Consider the following 16474-nt stretch of genomic DNA (forward strand, 5'->3'; position numbering starts at 1 on the left):
GTATGGTCTGATTTCATTCCGATAATTGCTAAAATTAGGTTTTATTTTTCGATTGGAACATGAATCACCTCAAAAGCAGTATTCAGGACAAGGAGAATGTCCGCAGAAGGAATTTTGCAATAAAACTTATTCTGTTGCTCGGTTTGGGATTTCTCTACGGTGGAGAAACCATCATGAGACCCATATTGGATGAGTACACATCACTGAATCACATCATCCGAGCACTCATTTTCCTGCTCAGCGCCAACCTGATCGTTTCCCTTGGGGGATTCCTCACGCTGAGGATTTACCTGCGAAAGCGGGACGACTACAAACTACAGCCAAACTTCATTCTTGGCGTGGATCGGATAGCGGGAATACTCAACAGCATCGCGCTTTTGATCAGCTTGATGCTCGCCTTTGGGATTCGCCCACTTGAGTTTCTCACCAGCATCACGATCGTCGCAGCTGCGATTGCACTGTTGACAAAAGACTACATCACCAACATCGTCAATGGACTGATCATGATGTTTTCGGATCAACTCGAGATCGGGGACAAAATCCAGGTAGGTCGACACACCGGTTTTATCCGCGACATCACCTTAATCAATCTCGTGTTGAAAAGTGACTCGGGCGAAATTATCCTGATCCCAAATAACATGGCTTTGACTTCGGATGTAGTCAACTTTTCCAAAAACAATACACATCAGGTCATCTTCGACGTAGAGATGTCAGCAATCAATGAAATCCATCTGGGGCCATTGGAAGAAAAACTCGTATCCATTCTCCAGAAATCAAAAGACACCGCCCGCCCGGAAGGCGCACAGCTGAATGTGTTGGAACGAAAAGCCGACACCGTGCTGGTGAGATTCCAGTTCCCAATCAAAACGGGAGAGAAAGCAGCAGAGATCTCACTTAAAAAAGAAATCAACCAAGCCCTGATCGACTGGACCCATGAGCAACGAAAAGCCTAACTATTTTGACCTGGTCTATCAGGTGGTGAGAGAGATCCCCAGAGGAAGAGTGACCAGCTACGGCACCATCGCGCATTATCTGGGGCTAAAAAGCGGCGCCAGGATGGTCGGATATGCCATGAATGCCGCTCACACAATGCCCGACGTGCCTGCCCAGCGCGTGGTCAACCGACAGGGGCTCTTGACAGGGAAGGCACACTTTGAAACGCCCACGAAGATGCAGGAGCTCTTGGAAGCGGATGGAGTGCGGGTCGAAAACGACCGGGTTCAGGACTTTGACAAGGTCTTCTGGGATCCGGATAAGGAGCTGGGGATTTAGTCTTTTCTCCTCAGGAGATACAACCCGATAAACATCAGCAACCCATTCAAAATCAGCGCTTCAAAGCCGAATTTGTACCCCCATAGCCATCTTTCGGAATTAGAAGCGACAGCAAAAGTCAGCAGTGGAGCCAGCACCGCGAGATAAGGCACCCACTTGTCTTTGACTTTCCACTTCGTGAAAAGACCAAAAGCATAAAGTCCCAAAAGTGGCCCGTAAGTGTATCCTGCGATGATGAAAACCGAGTTGATCACACTTTGATCGTTGAGCCAGTAGAACGCCAAGATCAGCAGGTAAAACAAAGCGGTAAACGCGATGTGTACTTTTTTGCGGATTTGCACCCGCTTTTCGGGCGCGTACTTCCTTTCAATTTCCAGAAAATCAATGCAAAAGGTAGTGGTCAGCGCAGTCAGCGTGGAATCCGCGCTGGAATATGCCGCCGCAATAATCCCCAAGACAAAAATGATCGCCGTAAAAGCTGAGAAATGTTCGGTCGCCAATAATGGAAAAAGCTGGTCTGTCTTGGCTGGAAGTGAAATCCCCTTGCTTTCCGCGTACAAGTAAAGCATGACTCCGAGTGAAAGAAACAGCAAGTTGACAATCACCAAGATGATCGTGAACCAGAACATATTCTTCTGTGCGTCTCCGATGTTTTTGCAGGTCAGGTTTTTCTGCATCATGTCCTGATCCAAGCCGGTCATGACGATGGTGATGAATGCTCCCGAGACGAACTGCTTGAAGAAGTTGGTGCCGGCTTTCCAGTCCCAGTTGAAAATCTCCGATCGGCTGTCGTCCGCCACTGACGAAATGTAATCTCCGAGGCTTTTCAGCCCGAGTTCGTTGCCGATGAAGAAAATAGTGATCACGACCGCAGCCAGCATAAACGCGGTCTGAAGTGTGTCCGTCCATACCACGGTTTTGATCCCTCCTCTAAACGTGTAAAGCCAGATCAATCCGACCGTGATCAACACTGACACCCAAAAAGGAACACCCAGCGAATCAAAAAGAATCAACTGCAGGACGCTGGCAACCAGATACAGCCGAAGCGAAGAGCCCAAAGCACGGGATAGAATGAAGAAGAAAGCACCTGTCTTGTACGACCAAAAGCCAAAGCGGTCCTCGAGGTAAGAATAGATCGAAATCAGATTTAGCCGATAATAAAGCGGAAGTAAGACCTTGGCAATCGTAAAGTACCCCACGATATACCCGAGCACCACCTGGAAATAGTAAAAATTTGTGTTTCCCACCTCACCTGGGACGGAGATGAAAGTCACTCCCGACAAGGAAGCTCCGATCATCCCAAAGGCCACCAAAAACCAAGGCGATTGACGGTCACCGGTAAAGAACGTTTCAGCGGTTACTTTGCGCGACGTGTACCAGGAAATCAAAAAAAGTAAAATAAAATAGGCCGAAATGACCAACAAAACGACTTGGGGATTCATAAAGAGCAGCGAGTGGGTCGCTAAGTTGTCCAATATTCTTAATTTTGCAAAATGAATCAACTTAGCATATCCCTCCCTTACATTGAGGAGTCGGAAATCCTTCTGGAGGATTTACTCGATCAGGAAGCTCTTGATCTGGTGGTCTTTAATGACGATTTTAATACCTTCGAGCATGTCACCGCGGTGCTGATGAAAGTCTGCAAGCATTCCCATGAACAAGCCGAACAATGCACGCTGCTAATCCACTATCGAGGAAAATGTGCGGTAAAAAGAGGCTCAAAGGAAGAACTCAAACCCATGTGTGAAGCCATCCTTGACGCCGGAATCCAGGCAGCAATACTTTAATTTCAAGTCAGTTGAATTTCCCCTCCAAGTTAATTGAAGATGCTGTCACCGAGATCTCCCGCCTACCGGGAATCGGAAAAAAGACTGCTTTGCGCTTGGCGCTCCATCTGTTGAAGCAAAATGAAGTCGTCACCGAGGCACTGGCGCTCTCACTGACCCGGATGCGGGACGAGATCCGCTATTGTAAGCACTGCCATAATATTTCCGATCAGGAGGAATGCAGCATCTGCAAAAGCCACCGGAGAGACCGGGCCATCATCTGTGTCGTAGAGGATATACGCGACGTCCTAGCCATCGAAAACACGAACCAATATCAGGGGCTTTATCATGTGCTGGGCGGGGTGATTTCTCCGATTCAGGGCATTGGGCCGGAAGAACTAAAAATTGAAACACTGCTGGACCGAATTTCGCAGGGGGAAGTTTCAGAAATTATCTTGGCGCTCTCCGCGACCATGGAGGGCGACACCACGTCTTTCTATTTGTGCAAAAGGATGAAAGAAAGCGGCGTCAAAGTAAGTACGATCGCCAGAGGCATCCCCGTAGGCGGAGAATTGGAGTTTACAGACGAGGTTACGCTCGGCAGAAGTATCCTGACAAGAATAAATTACGCTCAGGATTAAAAGATTTATTTGCGAGGAACCATTCCCGTTCTATATTTGCACTCCGATTCAGGAAAAGCCCTGAACGGACAAGGGGGATTAGCTCAGTTGGCTAGAGCGTCCCGAAGGCATTCGGGGAGATTATCGCTTCGAATCCGTAGAAATTGACATACATGGGGGATTAGCTCAGTTGGCTAGAGCGCTACACTGGCAGTGTAGAGGTCATCGGTTCGAATCCGTTATCCTCCACTTCGAAGGCAGTTTTCGGACTGCCTTTCTTTTTTTGACCTTTTGTAGTCTGGGCCATGTATTTTGTCTACATCCTTTTTTCTTCTAAAACAGGAAACTACTACGTCGGATCAGCCGAAAATCTTGATTCCCGACTAAGACACCACAACTCCGGGCTTACTCCTTCCACCAAAGCCGGCGCGCCCGAATGGACCATCAAATACTCCCAAACACTTGAAAACCGGTCCTTGGCTCTCAAAAGGGAACTCGAAATCAAGCGCAAAAAAAGTCGGAAATACATCGAGTGGCTCATTTCTTCAACTGGATCAGTTGGCTAGAGCTTCTCGAAGGCATTCCGGAAAGTTCCCTTCATTCGTCGGGACAGGCTATCGGTTCGAATCCGTTATCCTCCACTTGAAAGCTTCACAGCAATGTGAGGCTTTTTTCATTCCATCCCTCCCCAACTTAGTTGCCTAGGGCGTCCCGCTAGCGAGCGGGAAGTCTATCAGTTCGAATCCGTTATCCTCCACTTTCAAAGGTTTGCAGAGATGCAGGCCCTTTTCTTTTTAGAATTTTCGGCGGCTAGAGCGCCTTTACATCAATGTTATGCCCCTCAGTAGCATTCTAAACCTCCAATCCGTCTTGACTTCGTTTTCGCAGCTTTTCTAATATGGATCCTGATCTAATTCGAACGAAACACTTTTTGCTTTTCCTCTTGCTTGTTTCTTTCCTCACTTCGTGTGATGACGAATGCCGTGGATTCAAAATCGGAGAAGAGTTTAAGATCGGATTGAACGAAACCCTGGAAAATTGCCCCAAAAACATCTCTGTTACGCTTTTGAAAATTGAGGACTCCCGGTGTCCAGCGGATCTAATTTGCATTTGGGGTGGGATGATCGTGATTGAGGGGAAACTTAAGATCGAAGCCGAAGATTTTGACCTCAAGCTCAGCACCAATCAAAGCGCAAGTGGATTCCCGGGGCAATTTTCTACGGCAGAATATACCGTAAAGCTGATCGACGTACTTCCCTACCCCGATTCTTCCAATCCGGACCAGTCGCAAGCCCAGCGAGCCATTTTGCTGATTTCCAAAAGATCTAACTGAGAATTCTTATTTTCGCATGATCTACTTCCACCATGCGAAACCGACTTTTCACGATTCTTGTCACCTTGGCTTTCACCTCTTGCTCCTGTGAGCCGGAAGATATTGCTTCTTTTGCTTTCAAAGGAATGGAGACTGTCATGGGCGCCGGATTTATGCCCTCAGAGGAAATTCGGGCAATCGGGCGATTTCAGGGGATGAGCGTAAACCTAAGCCAGTCGACCACTGATGAAGAAGTCGAGAGTACAATTTTCCTGAAGTTAGAAAACGGCGATCCTGCCATTTTGGGAAATCAGCCCGAGATCTTGGCGCGGAAATGTGCCGAGCTTTATCTCAAAGACTTCGAGAACTCCGCTGAATATCAAAAAATCACCATCCAATTTCTTCAATCCGATCCTTCCGATCCGAAAAATATCGCGATGCAAGAATATACGTTTGATGTAAAAGATTTTTGATTCTGGCATGAATTGCAATAAAGTCAGCCCCTTTTACTTAGCCTTTGATTACCCTATCATTTGCATTCCCTAAACTGATGAATTTTAAAGCTTTCTGTTCCGATATCGACGGAACTCTCCTCAACTCCATCCGGGATCTTTCTCCGAGAATCAAATCTATCGTCGGCCAGTTCCCCATTCAGACACCTGTAATCTTGGCCAGCTCGCGCATGCCCGACGCCATGCGGCATTTGGTGAGAGATCTGGGGCGCAGCTCACAACCGCTGATCAGCTACAATGGCGGGTTTGTGCTGAGCTCGACGGGAGAAGTTTTGGAGGACGTGAGCATCCCGGTAGATTTGGTCGCCAAAATCCTGAAAATCACCAAAGGCACGGACATTCACATCAGCCTCTATCAGGGGGAAAACTGGTACGAGGAGAAGGACGACTATTGGTCGCAGCGTGAAGTGAAACACACCAAAGTAAACTATACCTGGATGCGGGCTGAGGACGTCCTCAGCCTATGGTCTAAGGGCAACTCTGGCGCTCACAAGGTAATGTGCATGGGAGATTCCAATGAAATCGCCTGGCTGTTTGGTGAACTTCACTTCGAGCACGCGAAGGATTTGCACCTGTATCGTTCCAGCGACACTTATCTCGAAATCGCTCCGAGGGCGATTTCCAAAGCTACCGGTCTGCGAAAAATCCTTGCCCATGAATACGACTTCGGCATGGAGTCGGTCATTGCTTTTGGTGACAACTACAACGACATCGACTTGCTCCAAAGCGTGGGTTGGGGAGTCGCCGTCGGTAATGCCCGAGCGGAAGTAAAAGCGGTAGCCAAAGAGGTCACGCTGCACCACAAAGAAGATGGAGTAGCTGCAACCCTGGAGCGGATCCTGAGTTTGAGCGTCGAGATTTGAGGTTTTTTGTGATCAACTTCGACTCTGCTCAGTCTGACACGATTGTCGTCCTGAGCGGAGTCGAAGGGCTGTCTCTTGATTCTAAGGTCTCGAATCTTACAAAATCCCGGAACCGTCCTCTACTTCTTCAATCGCCCGACTTAAGAAATCATTGAAGGGCTTCATCTTGCGAAAGCCGTCTAGCGCAAACTGGATAAAAACGCCCGAATCAATTGCCTTGTCGGAGATCGGATGCGAGACGGTGTAGCTTTTGAGTTTGAGGTATTCGATATACGGATGATCCGCTTCGTAGTCTCTGGGACTTGTTTTGAGTTTTTCTCCCTCGATTTTTGAAAACAGCTTTTTAAACTGGGGATCATTTTCGATTTGCTCCAGCTCTGCTCCGCTATAGTCGATTTCCTTGCGGATTTTCTTCAGCGTATCTGCTTCCGGCATCCAGATCCCTCCCGCCAAAAATGAATTGCCAGGCTGGATCTGCACGTAATATCCCGGCCCAAGAGACTTCTTCCCTCCTGGGGCAAAATACATCCCGAAGTTGGTTTTGTACGGATTTTTATTTGCAGAAAAGCGAACATCCCGGTTCTGACGAAAGACACAATCCTTAGGCTTGAAAGCCAACAGCTCCGGCTCCATCTCGGAGAGTTGTTTCAGCATCGTCGCCACGTCTTCCAGCAACTCCTCCTTCGTGTCCAAATACCATTTCTTATTGGCATCCATCCATTCTTTGGAATTGTGTTCGGCGAGGGCGGAGAGAAAGGCGAGGTAGGGGCGCATAGGGAATTGAGAATTATGAATTGGAAATTAATGAATCTATCTAACCCCATAAAATCGAAGGGAGTTTAGATCCTGGTAAAAAACAGCGACAAAACTGACCGCAATGTTGAACTTTTTCTCTATTTTACACGTGTTGAAATTGGAAAACCTACACGTGCGATGAATACGAAATTAACACTTACCCTCGAAAAAGATGTGATTGAAAAGGCCAAAGAATTTGCAGCGAGACAGGGTCAAAGTCTTTCCTCGTTGGTGGAGAATTATTTCAAGCATCTTTCCATGATCGATAAGGAGCCTTTACAAAAAAAGGATCTAAAGCCTCTCCCCGAAAGTTTCCTCCGGTTTGAAGGAATCTTAAAAAAGGAAGGCGAAGAGTTTGATTACAAAGAAGAACTTACCAAGGCCTTGATGGAAAAATATGGCCGATAGTTATTTTTTAGACTCTGATATCATCTTAGACTTTTTGTTGAAAAGAGCGCCATTTAACATTGGTGCCAAACAGATTTTCCAACTGTCTTTCAACAACCGAGTAAAAGTTTTTGTATCGTCTTTGGCAATTGCCAATGTGCATTACATGTGTACGAAGGCAGTCGGCAAAGAAGAAAGCCTACTTCTATTAGAGGAGTTGACAGATTTGGTTAAAATTCTTTCAGTAGGAGAAAAAGAAATCTTCTCTGCAATGAAAAGTGGTTTTCCCGATTTCGAGGATGCCGTCCAACATTTCACAGCTTTGCAGGAACCGCAAATCAAAGGCATCATCACCCGAAACACCGCCGATTACCGAAAATCTCAACTGGCAATTTACACTCCGGAATCTTTCTTGGCGCTTTTCAAATAAAATCCACCAAACCCTCTAGTTTCATCCCGCGGCTGCCCTTGATCAGGATTAAATAATCCTCCAGCTTGCTGTCTTCGAGCCAGTTTCTCAGGGAAAAAGGATCAGGGAAATACAGGGCTTTTGGGGCCTTGTCCAAAGCAGAAACCATCAGCTTTCCGGTGAAACAAACCTTGTCGATCGGGTATTCGCTGACGATCTCGCCAAGCCGACGATGCTCCGCTTCTGCATGATCTCCGAGCTCAAACATATCGCCCAAGATGAGCATCTTGTGCTTTTTCCCGGTCATCTGTCCGAAAGTCCGAATCGCCACTTCCATGCTGGATGGATTTGCATTATAGGCATCCAGTATAATCAGATTGCTCCGCTTTTCGACCAACTGAGAGCGCATATTTGCCGGCTTGTAGTCGATGATTGCCTGAACAGCTTTTTCCATTGGCACACCAAAAAACTTGCCTATAGTCAACGCAGAGGCGATATTCCCAAAGTTGTAAGCTCCGATCAGAGAAGTCAATTGCTCACCGTCTACCCCTTCGGCAACAAGCTTCACAAAAGGGTTAGCTTCGACAAAAGTGACTTCGCAAAAGTCTCCCTTGGCTGGATAAAGTATCGGCTTTTCAAATCGCTTCGCAAGATTGGCCAGGATCGGATCCTGAGAATTGATGAAAACCGTCCCCTGATTCTCTCTCAAAAACTGAAACAACTCCGTCTTGGTGCGTAGGACTCCCTCCGGCCCTCCCATTCCCTCAAGATGCGCCCGACCAATATTGGTGATAAATCCATGAGTCGGCTCGGCTATATCGCACAGCTCCTTTATGTCTCCGGGTTTGTTGGCTCCCATCTCAATGATCGCGATCTCAGCATCTGTTCCAATCGTAAGCAAAGTCAGCGGCACGCCGATATGATTATTCAGATTACCAACGGTGGCGACTGTTTTGAACTTTTGCTTCAAAACTGCATTCAAAAGTTCCTTGGAGGTGGTTTTTCCATTTGATCCGGTCAGTCCAATCACAGGAATATTCAGCTGTCGGCGATGGTGATTGGCCAGCCGCTGCAAGGTCGTCAGGACATCTTCGCAGATAAAATACCGCTCATCGTCCTCGACAAAATACGCCGCTTCATCGATCACCACCGCGGATGCACCCATCTCCAAAGCCTTGGCGGCGAAGTCATTCGCATTGAAGCTCGGTCCTTTCAGTGCAAAAAAGAGATTGCCGGGATTGATTTTCCGCGTGTCTGTGCTGACGCCGGTACTTTTGAGGAAGAGCTGGTAAAGAATATCCAAATTCATTTTTTGCCGAAAATTTGTACCCAAAATAACGCAATGATCTACATCTTTGGGACGCTTGTTTCGTTTTATTTTGGTGTTTGATCCACCTTCCATGTCCAAAACCCTTACGCTACTTTTTACGCTGATTTTCTCCCAAGCCTTTTCTCAGGCGGTTTTCAAGCTGGATTCGGAAAAATCAATTCAAGTCAACGGCGGTCCCGTCTCCATTCCCTTTTCTCAGGGAATCAACTCTGCCCAGATCCAAACCATCGACCTGACCGGGGACGGAAAGGAAGAATGGGTGATCTGGGACATAAATTCCGGACAGCTTCAAGTCTTCGCCAAAGAAGGTGAAAGCTTTCAGATTCTACCCGAATTGGCCTACTATTTCCCAGCGGAAGTCAGCGGCTTTCTGGTTTTGGTCGACTTTGATGGGGACGGCAAAAAGGATCTCTTCACCTCCACACCGCTCGGCATCAGGGCATATCGAAACACCTCCCAAGGCAGCCAAATCTCTTGGACTTTGGCGCAAAACTTCCTCAAACTGGATGGTGCCAACAACATCCCCGCAAATAATCTGGACACGCCGCTGCTTCAGGACCTCGACGGCGACGGAGATCTGGATCTGGTGCTTTTCAATTTTGCCCAAGGGGACTTTTTAGAGTTTTTCCGCAACACTTCCGTGGAGAGAAAGGGAACGCCGGATATCGATGGTTTTGCTTTTCCGGTGGACTACTGGGGGGACTTCGTTTTCTGTGGCTGTGGCGACTTTGCCTTTGGCAAACGATGCGACGAAAGCCCGATCGATTTTAGAATAAACCCTGACGAAAATGACCGAATCCTACACGCTGGGGGTCATAGCATCCTGTATCGGGATTTTTCAGGAGACGGCATTCCTGACTTGCTTCTGGGCCGTGACGAGTGCAACACGCTCTATTTTCTGCCAAACTCGGGTACTTCCGACCAACCCAAATTCACCGAATTTTCTACCAGCTTACCTTCCTTCGGCGAGCTTCCCAACTTCCCGAGATTCCATATCGGACAGCTGATTGATGAGCAACTCGTAATCAGTCTGAACACCAACGAAGCCTCGGCGAATTACGGCATCGATTTCGCTCATTCGGTGGCTACGATGGACGCAAATGGAAGCGGGTCGAGTCCGATTCTCCAGGACCAACTGTTTGATTTGGGAGAAAATGTGCGCCCGCTCTTTCAGGGAAATTCCCTTTCAGGCGAATTGTGGCTGGCATCCAATCTAAAGACCAGCACCGACGTCCTCGGTCAGGCCACGCGATTAGGGTTTTCCGGCGAGACCTTCACACTCTTCGATACCGATTTTCTAGGACTTTCTTCCCTCGGCTTGTTGGACATTCAGCTCATCGACTACACCAGCCGCCAGGGTCCGCATTTTCAACTGGCTTCGGGTACCAAAACGCTAAACAGCGTTCCAACTCCGATAATCTATCGAGTCCAAGGCGCGAATCTGGCTGAATTTTCCTTGGCAGGATTGACGCTCCGGGTTGGCGATCAGTTGACTTTCTTTCCTTTTGAAGGAAAAGACCACTTGCTCGTCGCTGCGCAAAACGGAAGTCTGACACTGTACGAAGTAGATCTGAAAAACCTCAATGCAACGCTGAAAACAGCCAATTTTCTCGATTTCCAAGACAATCCAGCGAATCGAAATCTCAGCGTAGCGGTCACTTTGGGTGACAAACCCGATCTCTATTCCGCAGATCAGACCGGAAGGATTTTCCTGATTCAGGATTTTATGAATTCAGAAACCCGCGAAGAAGTATTGGTTAAAATCGGAGATCAAAACCTCACTCTACAACTGGGAAGAAATACCTGGATCACGACCGTCAATCCTGCCCTCGGCAGTCAGGTGGACTTGATCTTGGGCAGTCGGGGCGGAGGGATTCTTTATCTCAAGTCCGCTTCTTCGGACCAGCCGGATGCTGACGGATTTCAGACCAAAATCTACCCCAATCCAACGTCAGGACCTTTTTCTGTAGTTTCCAATTTTCCTGCTACCGGACGCTTGATCTCCACTTTGGGACAAATCATCCTGGAAGAAATTGAAATCCCCGCCAATCAGGTGGTGGAAATCCAAGCCCAAACCCTCAGCCCCGGCGTTTACATTCTACAATTGGAGTCGGAAAACCGGGAGGTTTTGACCAAAAAAATCCTCATTCGCTGATTACAGGACCGGTTTTGTACCTCTGAAGGAAAACCGGTAGTTTCGGTCAATAAACCGAAGCTCATGAGATCACTTTACTTCCTAGGCCTTGTCGCCTTGCTTTTCGCCTGTACCAAAGGCCCTGAAAATCCCGCCGATCAGGTTTACCTCAATGGAATCGTGTACACGGTTGACGACGGAAATCCAAAAGTCGAAGCAGTCGCAGTCAAAGACGGGCTGATTCTCGCAGTCGGCACCTCTGCGGAAATCCAAGGCTATGTCGGCGAAGCCACAGAGGTGATCGACCTTCAGGGCAAGACCATGACTCCCGGCTTGATCGAATCCCACGCTCACCTGATGGGAATTGGCTACAACAAGCTGGAGCTCGACCTCATGTATGTCAAAACCTACGACGAGCTGGTCGCAAAAGTGGCTGAGGCCGCCGCCAAAGCAAAGCCTGGTGACTGGATCACGGGCCGTGGCTGGCATCAGGACAAATGGATCGAAATGCCGAAGGAAACTGTCCAGGGATTCCCGACGCACGAAGCCCTCAGTGCAGTCACACCCGACAATCCGGTCTATCTTGCCCACGCTTCAGGTCACGCTTCTTTTGTAAACCAAAAAGCGCTCGAACTGGCAGGAATCAGCAATTTAAAAGGAGAAAGACCCACAGAAGTGACGGGCGGTGAGATCCTCGTCGATGACCTCGGCAACCCAACCGGAATCCTTGCTGAAAAAGCCTCCGGCCTGGTTTCAAGATTGATCCCGGCCGAGACGCCGGAGCGGGCTGCAGAAGCCTTGACTTTAGCGCTGAAAGAACTCAACGAGAAAGGCATCACCAGCTTTCACGATGCGGGAGCACCCCAAAGCACCATCGATCTGATTCAAAAATTCAAGGATGAAGACAAGCTGACCGTTCGCCAGTATGTGATGCTGACCGGCACGCAGCCGGCACTTTTGGAAGAATGGTATCAAAAAGGTCCGATGATCGACACAGCGGATCACATGCTGACCGTCCGCGCCATCAAGCTCAATTGTGACGGAGCCTTGGGTTCCCGCGGAGCTTGGCTTTTGGAGGATTATTCAGATCGTCCGGGGCATCGTGGCCATGAGACTTTGCCGATGTCAGTCGTATCGGAAGTTTCGGAAAAAGCCATTCCGGCAGGTTTTCAGGTTTGCTCTCACGCCATTGGCGACCGCGCCAATCAGGAGATTTTGGATCGATATGAGACAGCTTTTGGCAAATTTCCAGACTCCAAAAACCTCCGTTTCCGCATTGAGCATGCGCAGCATATCCACCCGGATGACATCCCAAGATTTGGTGAGCTGGGCGTAATTGCCGCAATGCAGGCGATTCACTTGAGTTCGGATCGTCCCTGGGCGATTGATAGATTGGGAGAAAAACGCATCATCGACGGCGCCTATGTATGGCAAAGTCTCATCAAGACCGGCGCAATTGTCACCAACGGAACTGATGCTCCCGTCGAACCAGTCGATCCGATTCCATCTTTTTATGCTTCCGTAACTCGCAAAACCCTGCAAGGCTTACCGGAAGGCGGATATGAAGGCGATCAAAAAATGACCCGTGAGCAGGCCTTGAAATCCTACACCTTGGATGGCGCTTTTGCCGAATTTGAAGAAGATTTCAAAGGTTCCATCGAGGTGGGAAAAGCTGCTGATTTCACCGTTTTTGACAAAAATATCATGGAGATTCCTGAGAATGACATCTTGCAAACCAAAGTCACGATGACGGTAGTCGGAGGAAAAATCGTTTACAGCGCTCAGTAGCGGTAGGCAGTTCACCGACCTTTGAGGTTTTAACGAAACCTCGAAGGTCTTTGCCATTAGGTTACTCCAAGCAAGGCTGAACAACTAGCAACCGTAGACTTCGTGTTTTTTCCCTATTTTCCCTCCCCAATAAACTTTTAACTCATGAGAAAATCGTTACTCCTAATTTGGCTGTTTTGCCTGGCTACACTGGTAGCTCAAGCCCAGGACACCAAACCCATGTCCTGGAAGGATGTCGCCACCTGGAAATACATGCCCAACGGCAGCTTCAAGCTTTCTCCGGATGGCCAATGGCTCGCCTACGGCATCATCGGTCTCGAAGCCGACGGAGAGCTGATTTTACAGAAAGTCTCCGACCCGGACAGCAAAAAGACCTTTCCAATTGGAAACACCAATTTCCCAAGCTTTGAATTCAGTGAAAACGGCCAGTGGCTCGCCTTTAAGGAGTCTCCAAAGTTCTCAGAAAAACAGGCCAACGAGAAGTCCAAGGGCAAACCTCTGAAGGAAAAAGTTCACTTGATAAAGCTTGGAACCGACGACAAGAAGGCTTTCGAAAACGCAGGCGGATTCAGCTTCAACGCCGATGCTTCCTCCCACCTCATCATCAATCTGCCCAAGGAAGGAAATGCCGATATCAAAGGATCGGATCTACTGATCTACCATCTCGCGTCCGGCAAAGCCCAAAACCTCGGCAATGTCCGGGAGCACGCCGTCAACAAGGCCGGAACGCATGTCGCCTACACCGTGGATGCTGCCAATTCCCAAGGGAATGGCCTTTACCTCCTGACTTTGGCCAACAACTCCACGCAAGTGTTGGACTCAGACGAAGCAGGGTATCAGAGCATCGGCTGGACAGAAAAGGGTGACGCCTTTGCTGCGCTGAAGCTAAAAAAAGACAAAAAGTACAAGCAAGAACTCGGAACTGTGCTAGGCGTAAAAAACCTCTCTAACCCGCAGGTGACACTTTACGAGCCTGCCAAAGATTCGACAGGATTCGATCAGAAATACACCATCAGCCCCAACCGCAAGCCGGAGTGGAGTGATGACCTGACGAGGATTTTCTACGGCATCCATCCGCTGGTCTTGGCAGAAAAAGAAACTCCAAAGAAAGAAGTCAACAAAGACTCTCTGGCATTGGCCGATTCGGAGAAACTCACCAAGATCATGGCCGACACCACGATCAAATCGATCTCTGACCTTCAAAAAGCCATCGCCAAGCTGGATACCGCCAAAGCCGCTGCCAAGAAAAATGAGTCCAAAAAGCCCGAAATGACCATCTGGCATTGGAATGACAGCAGACTCCAGTCCCGCCAACAGGTGCTGGAAAACATGGACAAAAACTTCAGCTTCCGCGCCATGTACGACATCGTGTCCAAGAAGCATGTCGCACTTCAGGACAGCACAATGAGGGACTTGGGCATCTTGCCACATCAACTGTACGCATTGGGCTCTGATATCCAAAAGTATGAGCTGCAAGGCAATCTGGATGGGCAATCCTATCGGGATTTTTACATCCTAGACTTGAAGTCCGGGGCGAAAACATCACTTTTTGAGAATTTCTATCAGCCTTCTTTCGGGTCATATCCGCGACCTTCGACGGACGGCACGAAGCTGCTCTATGGCAAAGACGGCCACTTCTACGTCTATGACATCGTGGCCAAGACCCACACCAACCTCACTGAAGGGCTTCCGGTAACTTTTGTCGACACGGAGGATGATCACAACGTGACCAAACCACTCATGAGCCCGTTGGGCTGGAGCAGCGACAGCAAATATGTGCTGCTTCGGGATGAGTGGGATATTTGGCAGATTCCCTTGGTAGGAAAAGAAAGCGCGGTCAACCTGACCCAAAACGGCAGAGCAGAAAAGATCCGCTACCAATACCGATTCATACTGGATCCGGAGGAAAAGGGCATCGACCTGAGCAAAACGAACTACATCCGGCTCTATGGTGAAAACACCAAGAAAAGTGGGATTGCAACTTTGACTCCCGCTAAAAAAGGCGGACTGGCTCCGGGAGCGAAAGTCTTACTCTGGGAAGACGCGATGATCTCTGGACTTGGAAAAGCCGAAAAAGCAGAGACTTACACCTTTACAAAAGAGAAATCCAACGAGCCGACCCAGGTTTATTTGGCTGACGCCACCTTGGCCAATGCCAAAAAGGTCACCGAGAATGCTCCCGACGCCGGGAAATTCGCATGGTCATCCGGTGCAAAATTGGTGGACTACGTGACTGACAAAGGAGACTCGCTGCAGGCGGCTCTCTTCCTTCCCGCTAACTATGTGGAGGGTCAAAAGTACCCGACCGTCATCTACTATTACGAGAAGCTTTCCCAGACGCTACACAGCTGGGCTAATCCAGGCTACGGTGGCACCGGATGGAATCCTTCCTTGTACACCAGCAACGGCTACGCGGTTTTGATCCCGGATATCGTGTACAAGATGGACGATCCAGGCATGTCTGCCGTCTGGGCGGTACTTCCCGCCGTAGACGCCGCGCTCAAAACCGGCGTGATCGACGAAGGCAAGATGGGCATCCACGGACACAGCTGGGGAGGTTATCAGACCTCTTTCCTGATCACTCAGACCAACCGGTTCAAGGCTGCGGCTGCCGGAGCCCCGCTGACCAACATGATCTCCATGTATGATTTGATCTACTGGAATTCAGGCGGTGGAAACATGTCCATCTTCGAGGCTTCTCAGGGAAGATTCCGTGGAGCCCCTTGGGAAAATTGGGAAGCCTATGAGCGAAACAGCCCGATCTATCATGTGAAAAACGTCCAAACTCCGCTCCTGTTGCTCCACAATGACAAAGACGGAGCGGTGGATTTCACTCAAGGCGTAGAATACTACAACGCACTCCGCAGGTTGAAAAAACCGGTCATTATGGTTCAATACCTTGGTGAAAACCATGGTTTGGGGAAAATTGAAAACCGAAAAGACTATTCCGTGCGGATGATGGAATTCTTTGACCACCATCTGAAAGGTGAAGCTGCTCCGGACTGGATGACCAAGGGGGTTCCGAGACTCCAGTTGGGAGATCACTTGGACGAGCGGGCATTCTGATTTGATGAATAGCAGATAAAGAGTGAGGTGCCTTATGGCCGATAAGAAATCCCCCGAGCGAAAAAATCGGGGGATTTTTTTTTTAAAAAACCATCCTCAGTCACTCGATCATACGGAAAATCACAACGCGATAGCTAGTGGTTTTGCTATTCTTAAAAATTAAGGATATACTGCTTTACAATTACAGGCTACTTAACTAAAGGATCCCGATATGGAATTT

Annotated in this window: 16 protein-coding genes and 1 tRNA gene; 14 read left to right on the forward strand and 3 right to left on the reverse strand. The window is 48.6% G+C overall.

From position 1 onward, the window contains the following. Positions 1 to 59: 59 nt before the first annotated feature. A complete protein-coding gene (locus G459_RS0103720) occupies positions 60 to 953 on the forward strand; it encodes a mechanosensitive ion channel family protein (RefSeq protein ID WP_026966441.1) in 894 nt (297 codons plus the stop codon). Next, entirely contained in the window at positions 934 to 1272 is a 339-nt protein-coding gene (locus G459_RS0103725) for an MGMT family protein (protein WP_026966442.1), read from the forward strand. Before G459_RS0103720 ends, G459_RS0103725 begins: the two co-directional genes overlap by 20 nt. Here the strand turns inward: G459_RS0103725 and G459_RS0103730 are convergent. Beyond that, positions 1269 to 2714, reverse strand: coding sequence for a sodium:solute symporter (locus tag G459_RS0103730; RefSeq protein ID WP_026966443.1), 1446 nt, complete (start codon positions 2712 to 2714; stop codon positions 1269 to 1271). The two genes, G459_RS0103725 and G459_RS0103730, sit on opposite strands and share 4 nt — an antisense overlap. A 51-nt stretch (positions 2715 to 2765) precedes the next feature. On the opposite strand from G459_RS0103730, the gene G459_RS0103735 reads away from it, so the two are divergent. The 7 genes from G459_RS0103735 to G459_RS0103765 all read left to right on the forward strand — a co-directional run bounded on the left by G459_RS0103735 (position 2766) and on the right by G459_RS0103765 (position 6345). Continuing rightward, entirely contained in the window at positions 2766 to 3059 is a 294-nt protein-coding gene (locus tag G459_RS0103735; protein ID WP_026966444.1) for an ATP-dependent Clp protease adaptor ClpS, read from the forward strand. An 11-nt stretch (positions 3060 to 3070) separates the two neighbouring features. Next, complete coding sequence (recR, locus tag G459_RS0103740; protein WP_026966445.1) at positions 3071 to 3679, forward strand: recombination mediator RecR; 609 nt, start codon at positions 3071 to 3073, stop codon at positions 3677 to 3679. A 154-nt stretch (positions 3680 to 3833) separates the two neighbouring features. Further along, positions 3834 to 3907 (forward strand) — tRNA-Ala (locus G459_RS0103745). Between the two features lie 56 nt (positions 3908 to 3963). Next, the gene (locus tag G459_RS0103750) at positions 3964 to 4224 is read left to right on the forward strand and encodes a GIY-YIG nuclease family protein (protein ID WP_026966446.1); all 261 of its coding nucleotides are present in this window, start codon (positions 3964 to 3966) and stop codon (positions 4222 to 4224) included. A gap of 554 nt (positions 4225 to 4778) precedes the next feature. After that, a complete protein-coding gene (locus G459_RS29770; RefSeq protein ID WP_157373266.1) occupies positions 4779 to 4991 on the forward strand; it encodes a hypothetical protein in 213 nt (70 codons plus the stop codon). A 32-nt stretch (positions 4992 to 5023) separates the two neighbouring features. Next, positions 5024 to 5443, forward strand: a complete 420-nt coding sequence (locus G459_RS0103760) for a hypothetical protein (protein ID WP_026966448.1) — start codon at positions 5024 to 5026, stop codon at positions 5441 to 5443. A gap of 77 nt (positions 5444 to 5520) precedes the next feature. Further along, a complete protein-coding gene (locus G459_RS0103765) occupies positions 5521 to 6345 on the forward strand; it encodes a Cof-type HAD-IIB family hydrolase (RefSeq protein WP_026966449.1) in 825 nt (274 codons plus the stop codon). Positions 6346 to 6441: 96 nt separating this feature from the next. Here the strand turns inward: G459_RS0103765 and G459_RS0103770 are convergent, their stop codons facing one another. Then, positions 6442 to 7119, reverse strand: coding sequence for a DUF2461 domain-containing protein (locus G459_RS0103770; protein WP_026966450.1), 678 nt, complete (start codon positions 7117 to 7119; stop codon positions 6442 to 6444). A gap of 159 nt (positions 7120 to 7278) precedes the next feature. On the opposite strand from G459_RS0103770, the gene G459_RS0103775 reads away from it, so the two are divergent. After that, positions 7279 to 7548, forward strand: a complete 270-nt coding sequence (locus G459_RS0103775) for a DUF6364 family protein (RefSeq protein WP_026966451.1) — start codon at positions 7279 to 7281, stop codon at positions 7546 to 7548. Then, positions 7538 to 7957 carry a PIN domain-containing protein gene (locus tag G459_RS0103780; RefSeq protein ID WP_026966452.1) on the forward strand — a complete coding sequence of 140 codons (420 nt, stop codon included), beginning with the start codon at positions 7538 to 7540 and terminating at the stop codon, positions 7955 to 7957. The genes G459_RS0103775 and G459_RS0103780 overlap by 11 nt, the downstream gene beginning before the upstream one ends. Here G459_RS0103780 and G459_RS0103785 read toward each other — a convergent pair. Next, positions 7950 to 9245, reverse strand: a complete 1296-nt coding sequence (locus G459_RS0103785; protein ID WP_026966453.1) for a UDP-N-acetylmuramoyl-tripeptide--D-alanyl-D-alanine ligase — start codon at positions 9243 to 9245, stop codon at positions 7950 to 7952. The two genes, G459_RS0103780 and G459_RS0103785, sit on opposite strands and share 8 nt — an antisense overlap. A gap of 91 nt (positions 9246 to 9336) precedes the next feature. On the opposite strand from G459_RS0103785, the gene G459_RS0103790 reads away from it, so the two are divergent. The 3 genes from G459_RS0103790 (at position 9337) to G459_RS0103800 (ending at position 16254) form a co-directional block, all read left to right on the forward strand. After that, positions 9337 to 11421 (forward strand): FG-GAP-like repeat-containing protein, encoded by a 2085-nt coding sequence (locus G459_RS0103790; protein ID WP_026966454.1) that lies wholly within the window; start codon positions 9337 to 9339, stop codon positions 11419 to 11421. Positions 11422 to 11484: 63 nt separating this feature from the next. Further along, positions 11485 to 13188, forward strand: a complete 1704-nt coding sequence (locus tag G459_RS0103795) for an amidohydrolase (RefSeq protein WP_026966455.1) — start codon at positions 11485 to 11487, stop codon at positions 13186 to 13188. Positions 13189 to 13332: 144 nt separating this feature from the next. Beyond that, complete coding sequence (locus G459_RS0103800; RefSeq protein WP_026966456.1) at positions 13333 to 16254, forward strand: S9 family peptidase; 2922 nt, start codon at positions 13333 to 13335, stop codon at positions 16252 to 16254. Positions 16255 to 16474 lie beyond the last annotated feature (220 nt).

The organism is Algoriphagus terrigena DSM 22685 (genome assembly GCF_000429445.1).
GTDB lineage: Bacteria > Bacteroidota > Bacteroidia > Cytophagales > Cyclobacteriaceae > Algoriphagus > Algoriphagus terrigena.

Excerpts from the sequence above, each read along its gene's own strand:
- G459_RS0103720 (WP_026966441.1), top strand. The coding sequence starts at position 60 with ATGAATCACCTCAAAAGCAGTATTCAGGACAAGGAGAATGTCCGCAGA.
- G459_RS0103725 (WP_026966442.1), top strand. The coding sequence starts at position 934 with ATGAGCAACGAAAAGCCTAACTATTTTGACCTGGTCTATCAGGTGGTG.
- G459_RS0103730 (WP_026966443.1), bottom strand. The coding sequence starts at position 2,714 with ATGAATCCCCAAGTCGTTTTGTTGGTCATTTCGGCCTATTTTATTTTA.
- G459_RS0103735 (WP_026966444.1), top strand. The coding sequence starts at position 2,766 with ATGAATCAACTTAGCATATCCCTCCCTTACATTGAGGAGTCGGAAATC.
- G459_RS0103750 (WP_026966446.1), top strand. The coding sequence starts at position 3,964 with ATGTATTTTGTCTACATCCTTTTTTCTTCTAAAACAGGAAACTACTAC.
- G459_RS29770 (WP_157373266.1), top strand. The coding sequence starts at position 4,779 with ATGATCGTGATTGAGGGGAAACTTAAGATCGAAGCCGAAGATTTTGAC.
- G459_RS0103760 (WP_026966448.1), top strand. The coding sequence starts at position 5,024 with ATGCGAAACCGACTTTTCACGATTCTTGTCACCTTGGCTTTCACCTCT.
- G459_RS0103765 (WP_026966449.1), top strand. The coding sequence starts at position 5,521 with ATGAATTTTAAAGCTTTCTGTTCCGATATCGACGGAACTCTCCTCAAC.
- G459_RS0103770 (WP_026966450.1), bottom strand. The coding sequence starts at position 7,119 with ATGCGCCCCTACCTCGCCTTTCTCTCCGCCCTCGCCGAACACAATTCC.
- G459_RS0103775 (WP_026966451.1), top strand. The coding sequence starts at position 7,279 with ATGAATACGAAATTAACACTTACCCTCGAAAAAGATGTGATTGAAAAG.
- G459_RS0103780 (WP_026966452.1), top strand. The coding sequence starts at position 7,538 with ATGGCCGATAGTTATTTTTTAGACTCTGATATCATCTTAGACTTTTTG.
- G459_RS0103785 (WP_026966453.1), bottom strand. The coding sequence starts at position 9,245 with ATGAATTTGGATATTCTTTACCAGCTCTTCCTCAAAAGTACCGGCGTC.
- G459_RS0103790 (WP_026966454.1), top strand. The coding sequence starts at position 9,337 with ATGTCCAAAACCCTTACGCTACTTTTTACGCTGATTTTCTCCCAAGCC.
- G459_RS0103795 (WP_026966455.1), top strand. The coding sequence starts at position 11,485 with ATGAGATCACTTTACTTCCTAGGCCTTGTCGCCTTGCTTTTCGCCTGT.
- G459_RS0103800 (WP_026966456.1), top strand. The coding sequence starts at position 13,333 with ATGAGAAAATCGTTACTCCTAATTTGGCTGTTTTGCCTGGCTACACTG.